6 protein-coding genes and 1 pseudogene are annotated in these 15,258 nt (G+C 44.5%); 5 read left to right on the forward strand and 2 right to left on the reverse strand.

Features of this window, described 5'->3' with window-relative positions:
• The first annotated feature begins 54 nt into the window (after window positions 1-54).
• From MKY52_RS28155 to MKY52_RS28175, 5 genes are all read left to right on the forward strand, one after another.
• Window positions 55-1,794 carry a sensor histidine kinase gene (locus tag MKY52_RS28155; RefSeq protein ID WP_341055084.1) on the forward strand — a complete coding sequence of 580 codons (1,740 nt, stop codon included), beginning with the start codon at window positions 55-57 and terminating at the stop codon, window positions 1,792-1,794.
• The gene (locus MKY52_RS28160; RefSeq protein ID WP_341055086.1) at window positions 1,791-3,416 is read left to right on the forward strand and encodes a response regulator transcription factor; all 1,626 of its coding nucleotides are present in this window, start codon (window positions 1,791-1,793) and stop codon (window positions 3,414-3,416) included. The genes MKY52_RS28155 and MKY52_RS28160 overlap by 4 nt, the downstream gene beginning before the upstream one ends.
• Window positions 3,417-3,515: 99 nt before the next feature.
• Complete coding sequence (locus MKY52_RS28165; RefSeq protein ID WP_341055087.1) at window positions 3,516-5,732, forward strand: FAD-dependent oxidoreductase; 2,217 nt, start codon at window positions 3,516-3,518, stop codon at window positions 5,730-5,732.
• Window positions 5,733-5,749: 17 nt separating this feature from the next.
• On the forward strand, window positions 5,750-6,958 hold the full coding sequence (locus MKY52_RS28170) for a GDSL-type esterase/lipase family protein (protein ID WP_341055088.1): 1,209 nt from the start codon (window positions 5,750-5,752) through the stop codon (window positions 6,956-6,958).
• Between the two features lie 297 nt (window positions 6,959-7,255).
• On the forward strand, window positions 7,256-12,862 hold the full coding sequence (locus MKY52_RS28175; RefSeq protein ID WP_341055090.1) for a golvesin C-terminal-like domain-containing protein: 5,607 nt from the start codon (window positions 7,256-7,258) through the stop codon (window positions 12,860-12,862).
• 325 nt (window positions 12,863-13,187) lie between these two features.
• Here MKY52_RS28175 and MKY52_RS28180 read toward each other — a convergent pair whose 3' ends face one another.
• Together MKY52_RS28180 and MKY52_RS28185 are read right to left on the reverse strand one after the other, a co-directional pair.
• Window positions 13,188-13,904 (reverse strand): galactose-binding domain-containing protein, encoded by a 717-nt coding sequence (locus tag MKY52_RS28180; RefSeq protein WP_341055667.1) that lies wholly within the window; start codon window positions 13,902-13,904, stop codon window positions 13,188-13,190.
• A pseudogene (locus MKY52_RS28185) lies at window positions 13,881-15,029 on the reverse strand (glycosyl hydrolase family 8); the annotation flags it as partial. The pseudogene MKY52_RS28185 and the gene MKY52_RS28180, both read right to left, overlap by 24 nt.
• Window positions 15,030-15,258: the final 229 nt, after the last annotated feature.

The raw sequence follows: 15,258 nt of genomic DNA on the forward strand, positions 1-15,258 counted from the left end.
CTTCTTATCATATGCTATTATTTGTTTAATACAGATTTAAAAGGAAGATGATAGATGCGAAGAAGAATCAGCTTGCCTTTAAAATTATTTTTTATCGTTTTTGCATTTGTATTAAGCTGCATAATCTTGATAAGTCAATTGTCTTATCACTATGTCCAAAAGGAAATAAGAAAAACTGACATTTATTACACTAACCAAATACTAGACAAGGTAGATCAGTATTTCACAGTTAATTTTTCCTCCTTCCAGACGATACTGTTCTCGGTCGAAACATCGGTGAAAGCCAACATTGACAATACAGAAGTGATTAAAAAGCAATTAAGAGAGCTGTATGAACTCAACAGTAATTACGTCAGTAATATTTATTTGATCAAAAGCGATTTATCCATTCTAGGCGGGAGTACACCTACCCGAATATTCGATGAACCTTTAGCAGAAAGAGAACCTTTGTTTGATGCGGCTGACAAGAACAGAAGGACTACATTTGTCAGTGATCCTTACAAATCTAAATATTCCGGCTGGACAGTTACGATGGTTCGATATCTGAACAGTGCTCCGTTTCCTATGGCCATTGCGGTAGATTTGGATCTAAATGCCATTGAAGAAACCTTGTTCAAGATTAATAAAAAAGAACAAATGGATTTGGCTCTAATCACCGCATCGGGAAAAATCATTGCCGGATTTTCGGAAAATAAAGGACCCATGAATATTCAAGATCATACTTTTTCAATCGGTGACACGTCAGCGGAACAAATTCTGGATACTACAGAAACAAGCCTTCAACTACATACCAAGGATGGTATTCCAGTTTCCCTTCTGAAAAAACCGACGGAGAAATTCAACTGGACCATCATCTCGATCAACGATGAATCACGCTTGAAAGCTGCTTTGTCCAGATTGGAAACCTATTATATCGGGCTTCTAGCTGCAGGTCTTCTCTTAAGTCTGTTCATTTCCTTTTTTATTGCCAAATATATAAGGACCCCTCTCTATGCGCTCAAAACAAAAATGAAGCGGGTGGAGCAAGGCCTCCTGACAACTACAATATCGATTAACCGAAACGATGAGTTTGGAGATCTCTCCCGAGCATTCGATCGTATGCTGCAGCAAATTGTGGAACTGATACGGGGAGCAGAGCTACATAATGAACTTGAGCGGAAGCTGGAAATCCAAGTGCTTCAGTCTCAAATAAACCCTCATTTTCTGTATAACACGCTTGGTTCTATCAGCAATGTCATACGACTCGGACAAATAGAGAAAGTAGATGTGGTGATCGAGTCTCTCATTTCAATATTGGAATATGGGATAGCTGATGCTTCGGAGAAGGTTTCACTGCGTCAGGAATTGCAAAATGTATCGGACTATATCGCGATTCAGAACATCCGCTATAACAGGAACTTCCACTTGATTGAAAATATCGAAGCAGATTTAATAGATTTCCCAGTTTTTCGAATGCTGCTGCAGCCGCTTGTGGAGAATAGTATCTTCCATGGTTATAACGGAGGGGGGATCGAAGGCCCTATTACTATTCATGCGTACAGGGAGGGCGGCATCGTCATCATAGAAGTAGTGGATCAAGGCGAGGGAATTCCAACTGATAAAATAAAGCATATTTTGATTTCAGAACCGAGTGATGTGGAAGTGAAAAGGAAAAGAATCGGGTTAAATAATATTCATGACCGAATCAGACTTCACTACGGAGAACAATTCGGGCTCCAAATCATAAGCATACCTAAGGAAATAACCCGTGTTCAAGCCTTATTCCCAGCAGGCTCGTTTAAAGGAGATGCATGATGGTGAGAGACTACACCTGCTTCATTGTTGACGACGAAGATCTAATCATTCAGAGATTGGAATTGTTTTTTAACGAACTCTCCCATAGGGATAAGCGATTTCATTTAGTGGGAAAAGCGAATAATGGGCTGAAGGGGATAGAGGAGATAGAGAAGCTTAAGCCGGATATCGTGATATCTGATATCGTTATGCCGCGAATGGATGGAATTTCCATGATCGAGCAACTAAAACCAAAGCTTCCCCATACCCAATACATTCTTTTGACCGCCTATTCATCCTTTGAATACGCTCAGAGAGCTATTCAAGCCAACGTATTGGAGTACATTGTTAAGGTTCCGCTCAGGGATGCAGATTTAGATCGTGCTTTAGATAAGGCAGCCGGGATTTTAAATGAGGTTAAGAAAAAAGAAGCGGAATTTCAATCGTTAAACGTATCCGTACTTGAAAATAAATATAGAGTCCGCAAGCAATTTTTTAACGAGCTTATCAGAGGCGAAATTCCTTCTCATCGGGCATCGGATTTTGCCAATCGCATGCAATTCCATTTCTTTCAAGCCAACTATTGCTGCTTTATTGTTGAAATGAATCTGTATGAAAGTTTCCGAAACGATTATTCAGCGTCTGATCAAAACATCTTGAAATATGCGATTACGAATATAATCGAAGAAACTGTGGTGAACGGTGGCAGAGGTGTAGCTGCGGATCTATCCGATAATCGTTTTATTGGTTTTCTTTCCTGGGAAAATAATCGCAGCGATATGGATACGGAATATGCTTGCCATTCATTGGGCAGTCAGATCGTCTCCCATTTACATCAATATTTGAATCAAAGGGTATCCGTAGCTTTTGGAGGTCCGCACCGAGGCTGGGAATCCATCAAACAAGCTTACATGGAAGCTAATAACGTGAGTGAGGATTTCTACTATCATGAAGAGAAAGTAGTCAAAACACCCATGCATCGGTTCCATTACCGTAATGACAAAAAGGAGGACTTTCAGCTGAAACTGGCTGATTTTCTCACATGGGTACAAAGGAAAGTTTCAAAGGAAGAGCTGGAAAAAGAACTCTCTGCTTTAAACCAATTTGTGACGGATTATAAAATTCATAAGTCCATCATGGCACCTATGCTTCAAGGCTTGTATAGAGACATAACTGCGAAATTTAAATCGGGGAACTCGTTGACCACGGATGCATCAGAGTTTCCCATAAAATTCATGACATTTCGGGAGCAGCTTGCCTATATCGGCGACTTCACATTCGAATATGTACACGCTGGCCAACTTTTACATCGTATAGAAATCATGAGTGCTATGCGGTTTATAGAGAAAAACCTTAAACAGAGATTAACGCTCGAGGCGATTGCTGAGGAAGTGAATTTAGCTCCATCGTATTTTAGCAGCTTATTCAAAAAAACAATGAACGAGGGCGTTATCAGCTATATCAACCGCAAAAAAATTCACTTAGCTCTCGAGCTATTAAATGTTCAGGATTATTCTTTATTGGAATTGTGCGAGGAAGTAGGAATTGTGAATGAAGGTTATTTTTGCAAATTATTTAAAGAATATACGGGTGATACGCCTAAGCAATATCGGATAAAAATGACACGGTATGAATCCAAATAAGGTTGCAAAAAATGTATAAATTTCTCGCGAAATCATGTAAAAAAAAAGGCATCAAAAGGCTTACCATGATAGAAGGATCTAATCATGGAGGTTATCAAAATGGAGCTTATTAAAGCAGATGTAACCGTCGTAGGCGGAGGTATTGCTGGGATATGCGCTGCCATTGCTGCCGCACGCCAAGGGCTGCAGGTTTCACTTATTAATGATCGGCCGGTTCTTGGAGGAAATGCGAGCAGCGAGGTCCGGGTTCATATCAACGGGTCAGCATATCTCGGAAACAGTCCATCCTATTATGCACGCGAGGGCGGATTGGTGGAAGAACTCAAGTTGAAGATTTTTCACTATAATCCGTTATACAACAAGAAGCTTATGCTTTCGCTTTCGGATACCGTCTTGTTGGATATGGTTTATGCTGAGCCTAACATTTCTCTATTTCTGAATACATGCGTGCATGAAACGGGCATGGAGAACGGCAGAATTAAATGGGTGGAGGGCCTTCAATTGGCTTCCGAAAGAAAATTTCGTTTCGAAAGCCGAACCTACATCGATTGCTCCGGAGATGGAGTTGTCGGATATCAAGCTGGCGCTCACTTCCGCTGGGGTAGAGAAGCCAAGCATGAATACAAGGAAGAATTGGCTCCTGAAGTGGCGGACCATTACACCATGGGCGATACGATCCTGTTTCAAGCCCGTGACGTAGAATATTCCGTTCCATTCAAAAGGCCTGGCTTTGCGTATGATATTACGAAGTTGGCTTTTTTCGATAGTATCAGAAAAGGCTTAAACCATCGGGCTTTACCAAGAAAAATCAATGGGCTTGGCGGATTGTGGTGGCTGGAATATGGTGGACATATGGATATTATCAAGAATAATGAAGACATCGCATTGGAACTACGGAAATTGGTGTACGGGATTTGGGATTATATCAAAAATAGCGGCGAATTTGATGATGTAGACAATCTCATCTTGGATTATGTATGCCCGATTCCTGGAAAGCGGGAGTCGAGGCGGTTCATAGGGGATCACATGTTGTCTCAGAACGATCTTACAGCAAAGCCGCATTTCGAAGATGCTGTATCCGTCGGTGGATGGTATATGGATTTGCATGCGAATAAGGGCATCTACGATGAGGGGCCAGCTACAGCATGGAATTTCGTGCCAGGATTGTACAATATCCCTTTCCGTAGTTTATATTCACGAAATATTCCTAATCTCATGTTCGCTGGTCGCAACATAAGTGCTACCCATGTGGCTTTCGGATCTACTAGGGTAATGGCAACCTGCGGTTGTATGGGGCAGGCGGTTGGAACGGCTGCTTCGTTATGCTTGAAGTATGAGATAGACCCCGCGGCCATAGTCGAATCTCATATGGAGGAGCTGCAGGCGCTGCTACTTCGAGATGGCCAAACGATTGTAGGGCTTCAAGAGGAATTGAATCCTTACTTCGCTGACGGATTAACTATTCGTGCCTCGTCTCAGCGCAGCTATGATAATCTTCATCCAACTGAAGAGATTTCCTTGGAGAAAGGGTTATGTTTGGTCTTGCCGATTCAGACATCCGTGGCTGAAAGTGTACGGATCAAAATTAAAAATAGGTCCGAGCATTCTGAAACTTTGCATGTAAAGCTGTTTGGCGGGGAACGGAAGGAAAACTACATTCCCACCAGCGAGTTGAAAGATTACCGCTTGGTTATTGCAGCCGGTCATGACGACTGGATTACGCTAAACTTGGGCTGCGAGAAACCGGCTGATGACAAAATCTACATCGTATTGGAAGGTACGGCGAGCCTTGCCGTCTACGGCAATGAAGAAAAAATAACAGGAGCGGTCAGCTTCCATTATAGGCCGGAAGAGCCATCCAGGCTGAAGAAATTCAATAAGAGCATTTGCTTCAAGGATCTGTTACCGACCCAGAGTATGTATAATCCCGAGAATGTCGTCAACGGCTTCTCCAGACCTTATGGTCTACCGAACGCTTGGATTTCTGAACGTACGGAAGAACAGGAATGGTTGGAATTCTGTTTTGCAAGCCCCAAAAATGTAGACGAAATCCATCTTGTTTTCAATTCACAGTTGGATTTGGAGCATTTCAACGACCCTATCGAGTCCCTTATCCAAGATTATGATATGACCTTGACCTTAGAAGACGGAACCGAGAGGACAATCATAACTCGTGGGAATTATCTCACGTTGAATAAACATAAGGTGGATGCGAAACGTGTAACCCGAATCCGGATTAATTTCTGCGCAACGTATGGTTCGCCTTATTTTGAAGTGTTTGCAGTAAAATTGTTTACTCCTAAAATTGATAAATGAGGTCAGGTGAAGTAACGATGAAGGAATTATTCCCACGTAATGGGCTCCCCAATATAATTCAGAAATTGGAAAATGGGGATACCGTAACAATCGTCTATTTCGGCGGCAGTAATACCCGTTCTGAAGGCTACAGGGTCATGACGGCGGATTGGCTTCGTGAGAAATATCCTAAGGCGGATATCCGCTCTGTGAATGCAGGCATTAATGGGACAGGATCGGATTTGGGCTGTGCCCGTTTGGAGACAGATGTACTGCGTCATCGGCCTGATCTAGTATTTGTTGAATTTGTCGGTAACGATGGCGGAGATCCCGAATCCAAGGCGCGGATCGAAGGGATTGTCCGTCAGATCCGCAAGCGGAGCCGGTTTACCGATATCCTGTTCGTTTATACGCTGAAGGAGCGGGATGTGGCCTTATTTCAGTCTGGGGAATACCAGAAGGGGGCTTTAATGCAAGAGGAAGTGGCCGACTATTATGGTATTCCTTCGATTCATCTCGGCGTAGCGGTCAGTCACTTGGTGTCGGAGGGAAAACTCGTTTTTACCTCAAGGGAAGACGTGTCCATTTCTGGAGCACTTGTTTTTACGCATGATTCGATCCATCCGACTATTCCCGAAGGACACCAGATTTACACGGATACGATCACCCGGTCATTTGAGGTAATTATCGAACTCAGAGGTCATCAGGGAAGGTTAGTACATCACTTACCTCAGAATCCGTTGGTTCCGGCTAATCCTTGGGAGTATGCGACCATGCTGTCACTGGATAGTCTTACTACTTTTTCCGCAGGATGGTCTTACATGACGCCCGATGATTTTGCTTTAGTGCGTGAGTACAATTGGTTGTTCCCCGGCCTATGGCGAGCAGTCGATCCTGGAGAGGCTATCACGGTGCAGTTCGAGGGCACCCATATCGGGTTATTCGATATCGGGGGGCCTGATTCTGGCAGATTGAAGGTGTCGGTGGATGGTGGGGAACCCTTTATTATCGATCGATTCACACTACACAACGATCATAATCGAAATCAGTATGTATTCTTGCCGGAGCTCCCGAATGGAAAACATACGGTTCGCTTTGAAATCGATACCGAGAAGACAGACAAAGCGGCCGTGTTTGAAGCATGCGGCAATGAACGAAGTAGAGAGCACGTAAGGCAGCATCCAGATTGGTATGATCAAACGGTGATTCAGCTTGGGAAGTTGTTATTAGTGCAGCCGCCATTATAATTAATCATTAGGCTGTGTACAATTGGTAGACCTACATCATAACTGACTGCAGTTGAGCGGGCAGTTATGATGTAGGTCTCTTTTTTAAAGGACGACAAAGTCGTTTCTTCTTGCTTAAAATCTTATAAGAAATTCTTAAAATTAAAGAAATTTCACAGTTCTGTAACATGCTATGATAAAACCGACAGAGCGGGCTTAGCCAGAAGAATAAGGCTAATTGCTTCTTTACGATCTTTGAACAAAGGAGGGCAATATTATTTTGTAAGCGTTATCAACACAAGGGAGGCTGTGAGTTGTATGATAAAAAGGAAGCTGTTTTTCTTAATCGTTTTCATCGTGACGATATTAGTTCCTTTCAGCCTAGTCGGAATAAGGACCGCTTACGCGGAGCCCTTACCGTATAAGACGATTATCATCGATGACGGGAGCATCACGATCAATGATGTTGTGACACCTGATGTGGGTAACGAGAATAACGGATATTCAGCTCCGAATTGGACCACAAGTACAGGGGTGAAGGGATATGATAACTCCAGTTCTAAATATACGAGTACAGCAGGCAGAACGATATCCTGGAATCCACGATTGGAAGCGGGAACGGCGAAAATTTCGTTATACAAACTTAACTGGGAAGATAAAGCAGATAGCAATGTGAAAATTGAAATTGTCCACAATGGAACGACGGATGTTCTCTATATGGATTTGCGGCCTTCATTTGGTGCTCCTGCGGGATGGGTTGATTTGGGAGAGTACTATTTTTCCGGAGTTGGTAAAGAATTCGTTAGATTAACTCGGTCTACCAGCACAACCAGCACGATAATTACGCGAGCTGATGCGGTCAAGTTCGAAGGGAATATTCAGCAAAAAGAGCCGTATAAGACGATCATCATTGATGATGGAAGCATCACGATTGATGATGTCGTCACCACTGATGTAGATAACGCAAATAACGGGTTCTCCGCTCCTTATTGGACTACAAGTACGGGAGTGAAGGGATATAATAATTCCAGTTCCAAATTTACCGATGCAGTAGGAAGAAGCATCACATGGAATCCGCGATTGGAAGCAGGGACGGCGAAAATTTCATTCAACAAGCTTGATTGGGCGGATAAAGCAGACAGTAATGTTAAAATTGAAATTGTTCACAATGGGATTACGGATGTCATGTTTATGGATCTGAGGCCCTCGTCGGGCCCATCGGCCGGATGGGTTGATTTGGGGTCCTATTATTTCAGTGGTGATGATAGCGAATTTGTCAGACTGACTCGAACGCAACCTACGACCGGAAAGATCATTACGCGGGCCGATGCGGTCAAGTTTGAAGGGAATATCCGGCAGCAAGCTCCGCCGTTGCCTCCGCTGCGCAGCCGTTCATTGGCGAATCTCAGTTACACGGAAAAAGGCAGCATCGAGAATGCCAGCTACAAAGTAACCTTCTATGAAGCAGCTTGGGATGGTGGCAAATCCATCGTTCGTGATTTGTTCTACAAGGACTCGGATACGGGGAACTGGGTGCCTGTCAATAATGTGGCGGAAAGACTTGAAGAGCAATGGGTCTTATTAGATGGGAATGCGGGGAGTCTAACCAATTACTACGATACGATGAACAAACGCTGGATTACATTCGACGAGATTGATTTCCCTGACAGCCACACGGCGATATTAACCGATTCTTCACATGGAAGCGATTACGATTTACAAGTGAACTGGTCCATGTCAGGGGACAAACCTGATGTTTCCTTCGCCTTTACACCCCGCCGGGATGGCAATTATGTGATCGGCTATCAGTCTTTCACTACAGAGCAGATCTCTGGTGTCAATGAAGTATTAAATGGTTTCAGGTCACACGCCAAAATGGTAGGTTCGGTGGAATCAACAAGCTTAAGGGAGCTAAGCGCTCCAATGAGTCTGGTTGAAAAGAATGACGGTTCGGGGAATCCTTTGACGTATGGGGTATTTGTACCTTCGGATGAGCTTCCGGTTGAATTTGAACCGACGGGAGGTGTTACGAAACAAAGGCTTGGCATGAGCCTTGTCAACAACGAAGGCAGCGTGCAGCCAATCTTGTATGCTCCTCAATTTGGGACTTATTCGCAAATGACCGCAGAAAGCACTTATCAATTTCATATGGGACTAATCGCTCAAAAAAGCAATTTGTATGAGTCCTACGCGGATATTCTTCGCAATGAGTATGGTTACTCCGCATACCGGGAAAATGTATCAGATCAGTCGCTTACTGACGCGATGTTCAATATGATCGATTTACTTAAGATAGAACCGCAAGGGGATGACTCTGTTGATTATGTCCCGTCACCCAGCGGATGGTGGAGCCGTGCCAAGGGCTTTATTGACATCGAAAACGAGGATAGTGTTCGAACAAGCTCGAATGCGGTTCTTTTGGGGGCTTACTATTTGACTGGGGATGACCAGCTTTACGATACGAGAGCATTGCCGTCCGTCCAGTATGGCTTATCGCGAAATGGTATAGGTTGGTCGCCGACGCAGAAGCCAGTATACGGTGTGCCGTCGTTATGGAAAATGGCAACCTTGCCATTTGATTTTTCTAGCGTAGCCGCTGTCAATCAGATGATGGGGACTACGGCAGGAATTGGAGCGCTGGCACAGGAAGAGTACCTCGTGCGTGATCCTGACCAGAAAGACCGGGGTCCTGTCATTCAGCCCCTGATGATGTATCGTATGACGGGAGATGCGCAGTATTTACAGGCTGCCAAGGATGCAGCCGACAGCTATATCATGCAGCATATTGATACACCTGCATCCGTAAATGTGAGTAAAAATGAATTCATTTATTATTATAGCAAGCTGTGGATGGAGATCTTGGAGCTTTACGAGGAAACTCAGGATCCCAAATACTTGAATGCTGCTTATAAAGAAGCCAAACGGTATGCAACGATGTTCGTTGCTCGTCCGGTTCCAGAAGGTGCCGTTACGATTCCGCAACCTGAGACGTATAATTACGCGGAGTCGTTCCATTGGCCGGAAAGTGGTAAATATCAATATCCTCGGATCAAGCTCCCAGAAGATGTAGCCGGAGGCGTACAAGCGGATAGTTGGCTTGTCTCTCCCAATGGATTGACGTTTGAAGCGGGAAGTACAACTGGTTATTATCGGATGAATGCTCAGGAAGCTCCATTCATGCTGAGATTGTCGCTCTATACAGGCGATAAATTGCTGCAGGATATTGCTCATAATGCAGTCATCGGACGATATTCCAGCTATCCAGGTTATTACTATAAGGGCTTCGCCATTAGTCAACTTGAACCGGAGTTTCCTCTGGAAGGCCCAAGCGGGGCTACATCCATCTATTATCACCATATACCGGGACAGCTCGGGCAAACGATGGATTATTTGATCAGCGAACAATCGTTGAAATCGAATGGAAGTATTACATTTCCTTCTGTATTTGAAACTAATTTTCTATGGTTCAAATATCACCTCTATGGAAATAAACCAGGTCATTTTTACGGTAATTCCAACGTTTGGCTCTGGATGCCTAAGGGGATAATTCAGACCAACCATTCTCAATTGAATTGGATAACGGGAGAGAGCGGGAATAAATTCTACATCGGGTTAAGCAACGAATCGGCAGCTGAAGTTCAGACTCCGATCGAATTGAATGCGCAAATCATTGGGTTCAACCCGGCACAAGATTATACCGTAACCATCATCCGCGACAATGGCACACCAGAGCAAGCGGTTATGAGTGGCGGAATCATTCAAGCCACGGTTTCAAGCAAGGGAATAACCGCTATCATTGTGGAAGGACTCAACATTGAAGTGCCGCTGCACCAGGTCAGAACTGCTGAAACATCGGATGCAAGCTATTTCTTCGATATCCACAGTCCAATAGATGCGGTTAAAGGCATGCTGATCGTCAAGCCCGACGAAACGGCCTACGATGCTTATGTGCAGGCAAAAACGACGAAACCAGCGACGATCCATTATTCCTTGGATGGCGGGGCTACGTATACAACCATTCCAGATAAGATCTATCCGATGGAATGGTCGATACGGGTAAACGATTTATCCCAAACCTTCACTTATTATGTGGAATCGGACGGGAAACAGACCCGCAAGCGGACACTCTATCTGCCTGATCAGGTAACCGAAACTCCAGTTCAACCGGGTTGGCAGGAGGGTTCATCTATCATTGTGGATAATACGGAGGCAGAGACAGAAGGCGTCTGGATACGGGATACAACGGCTAACGACTATTACTATGATAACTATGTGTATACCAAATCGACTGCCGGCACAGCGACAAGTAGAATTAAATGGCGACCTGAGCTGCCAGAAAGTGTTACTTACAGTGTGTACTATAAGCTTCCGCAAATAACCGCTGCTAGTGAAAATTGGGCAACGAATGCCTCATTTACCGTTTATTATAGCGGAGGCTCCGAGACGGTTACCGTAGATGAGACAGCGGCCAATGGGACTTGGGTGTACCTGGGTGCTTATCCTTTTGCAGCAGGCGATAGTGGGTACGTGGAATTAACCAATAAGACCAATAAATCACGGGTAGTTGCCGATGCGATGATGTGGGTGGACCCGAACAAGATACCGCAATTGGAGTCTGCGGTGATCCTGTCGAATCGGAACGAACTGCAGATGACTCAAACCGCACAACTAAGCGTAACCGGCTATTTGGATAATGGTCTGATTGGTGATCTATCACAGGCAAATGTGCAGTATTTCGTTGATCGAACCGATCTGGCTGAAGTGGACAGTAGCGGTTTGTTGACCCTTCTAAGTCTCGACGGGGAAAAGGATCACATTGAGGTATGGGCCACTGTAACGATTGACGGGTTGACCTTAACAACACCGCCTTTGACAATTGCGATCAGGGACTTAACGGTTATTGTCGACAGCACGAATACGACTGGGTTGTACACGACAGAAGGGTCTTGGAGTCAAAGCAATTTATCCGGATACAAAATTGGTGTGAAATCCCGTTACTCTACCGTTCAAGGATCATCCGCGACGTGGAAAGGACAGTTTCCAGAGGGGAAATATACGGTCTCCATCTACAAGCTCGTCCATACGACGGCAAATGATAATTATGTCAAAGTGGAAGTAAAGCATCAGTCGGTTACCGAGGTCACGTATATCGATGCAACCGTTGGCTCGTCGGGTTGGGTTAATCTAGGAACGTTCGACTTTACTGGAGACGGCAGCGAGTATGTTCGTTTAACAAGGGTTACTCCGACAACGGTAGATCCGCCAACTCTACCTGCCGATATGATTTATACCAGGGCTGATGCAGTCAAGTTCGAACGGCATTCCAGTAGTCTGCCGTTGCTTGCAAATGGGGTACCAGGTAAACCTACACTATCGAATAATAGCGGTGTAGCGACAGGCTTACATGATGGCAATTATGAGGTTACGATGAATATGTGGTGGGGAAACAATGGCACATTGTATAAGCTGTACGAGAATGGCCAATTGATCCAAACGAAGTCACTCGCGGATGTTTCGCCAGCTGCCCAGACTTCCATTATTCCTATTCAAGGAAAGCCGAATGGAACCTATGTGTATACATGTGAGTTATCGAATTTGTATGGAACGACTTCATGTGATCCACACACCGTCACCGTGACTGATGCGAAGCCCGGCAAACCTGTTTTGTCTAGTGACAACTGGGATCAAGATGGGGACTATAACATTACTGTTAATATGTGGTGGGGCACGAACGCAACACAGTATCGATTATATGAAAATGGCGAACTTATTGAAACGCAATCTTTATCTTCACAAACACCAAGTGCTCAATCGGCCACTACACAAATTTCAGGGAAATCGCCTGGCATCTATCAATATCGCTGTGAGTTTATGAATGGAAGTGGAACAACGGAAAGTGATACTATACAGATTATTGTAAAATAAACCTATGAGCTGAGTGGATGAGAACGATCCATTCGGCTTTTTTATTTCTTGGAATTTAGTATTGAACTATGTTGTTGCGAACGATAAATCGAATAAATGATCAAGATCAGGATATAAGAGTGGAGGGGGACATCCAGCTTTCGGGATATTCAATCTCTGGTGAGAGATACGAGCGAACACTTCGTATTAGAGATGGTATCTATTTTTCTATATTCGAAGTGAAGTCCAATATGTCTGTGTATCCAGTGGTAATATGGTTTATAGAACCGTCGCTGGCTTAAACAAAAAAAGCCTGACGGATTCATATCCGCCAGGCTTTGTTCAATTAAGACCCGTAAACCTCAAAATCGAATATCGAATATCCGTATACGGTACCTCTAGCAGTACACAGCACTCTGACGTAACGTCCACTATTTGCAGTAAATGTAATATCGTCAATAGAACCATCACCGGTCGTTGTTACGTAAGCATCCGTCCATGTTGTTGCATTGTTAGATAGCTGAACTTTGTAGCCTTTAGCGTAAGCGTCTTCCCAATTCAACTTGACGCGGTTCACACTTTGGGTTGTACCCAAATCGACGTAAATCCATTCATTATTGCTTCCTTCCATGCTAGCCCAACGGGTAGTAGAGTTGCCGTCTGTTGCCTTGGAAGCTTCAAATCCTGCACCTTCGATAGAGCTGGCTATCGCTGTCTTGCCTAGCGCAAGGTTGGTGCTGTCAGAAGGAGTTGGATTTGTAGTTGCTGTAGCGGTATTGCTGTTAGCAGACAGGTTGCCTGCGGCATCTACAGCTTTCACCGTATAGCTGTAAGCTGTAGATGCGGTAAGACCGGTATCGCTAAAGGATGTGTCTGTAGGTGTGCCTACTTCCAAACCGCCACGCAATACCCGATAGCCGGTTACTCCGACATTATCAGTGGAAGGAGTCCAACTCAGATTGATTTGGCTGCTTGAAGTTGCTGTTGCAGTCAGATTCGTTGGATCTGAGGGAGCTTGTGTATCCGCAGCACTGTAGGTAGGCTTCCACCAGTTACCCGAGATGAACAGTAGGTTCAGCATGTTAAAGGAGTCGCTGAAGTAGCTTTCCTTTTTATTCTTCATCCAGTCCCATCCTGCATTGACCCAAGCTTGATGCGTGCTTGTAGTCGTCGCTGCGGAGATGAAAGGCGCTACGAATACCGCTGTTGCATAAGTCCCACGATTCGCACCGTTCAGTTGGTAACCGTCCTTCACATTGTTCGGATTGTTGCCTGTTTTTCCTTTGATCCATACTACCATTTTATTAGCGATATCCTTACCACGGGTGTCTCCGTACAAGGCGTAATCCATTACGATACGAAGTGGTACACGGCTTGCATTGTAGTTGTATTCATTTGTTTCAGGGAACTCTTCCAAATAGTTTGGGGGGGCCGGCTTAGGCGGGTTGCCTACCACAAAGTCCGAAATCAGACCTGTGCTAGACGAATAAGCTGCTGTAAATTGGCTGTATACGTTATACAGATTGTTGATGACATTTAGCCAAGTTGAATCTCCAGTAACTTCATTGAAAGCCCGTAGATGACTGAGCATCCAGTCGGAGGGACGCGTATTCAAGGCGCTCTTCGTATCCCAGTCACCAAGATTCAGCCTGTTGTTAGTTGTCACATTGCTAAGCTTAATAGCGCCAATCATCTTTTTGGCTTCAGCCAAATAATTGATCGTTCCAGTCGAGCCCCATTGGCGATCAGCTAGAATAAGGGAGTAGGCGATATCGAGGTCCCCATCTGTTGCTGAACCGAAGTGCCCTTGAGCCCCAGTACTATCTGCTATTACCCATCCCATCAGGTTCGGATTATTAGAGCTCTTGAACGCTCTAGCCGTTTTGAACAAACCGTCATAGATTGTTCTGGAATTCGTATCGTATCCAGCCATTAGCACGGTAATAACCATACCGTATCCTTGGCCTTCCGATGTGCCGAGAGGATCGAAGCCGTCCGCTTCGCCAGTAATATCACCTTTTACATAGTACCCTCCGGGCAGCGAGGACAAGTTGTTTTTAAGATAAGTAGCCTTCCAATAGTCATAGTAGGAAGATACAGAACTGTTCATCGAGGATTGACTGACGTGGTTTGGTTTAATGATACCCGGATAGCTGACTTGTTGAGGAAACGGTTTCAATTCACCCGCTCCATGAGCTTTCCGTTGAAGCGGTGCAGGGGCGGCTAATGTCGCTAGAAGCATAACCGCCGAAAGCATGACAAGTAACATCACTTTCATTGTGCCTGAGGTCGATTTCATTGAGTACATAAAAATTCCTCCTTAAGTGATGGTTAGTTTAATTAACGTCAATGAATTCTCCTTCCTTATAGAATGATCTCCAAAGTAAAACGCTTAACAATAAGTTCTATACATGCCT

The organism is Paenibacillus sp. FSL P4-0184 (assembly GCF_038004625.1).
Lineage (GTDB): Bacteria > Bacillota > Bacilli > Paenibacillales > Paenibacillaceae > Paenibacillus_AQ.

Coding starts and splice junctions, on each gene's coding strand:
- MKY52_RS28155 (WP_341055084.1), top strand. CDS start 55: ATGCGAAGAAGAATCAGCTTGCCTTTAAAATTATTTTTTATCGTTTTT.
- MKY52_RS28160 (WP_341055086.1), top strand. CDS start 1,791: ATGATGGTGAGAGACTACACCTGCTTCATTGTTGACGACGAAGATCTA.
- MKY52_RS28165 (WP_341055087.1), top strand. CDS start 3,516: ATGGAGCTTATTAAAGCAGATGTAACCGTCGTAGGCGGAGGTATTGCT.
- MKY52_RS28170 (WP_341055088.1), top strand. CDS start 5,750: ATGAAGGAATTATTCCCACGTAATGGGCTCCCCAATATAATTCAGAAA.
- MKY52_RS28175 (WP_341055090.1), top strand. CDS start 7,256: ATGATAAAAAGGAAGCTGTTTTTCTTAATCGTTTTCATCGTGACGATA.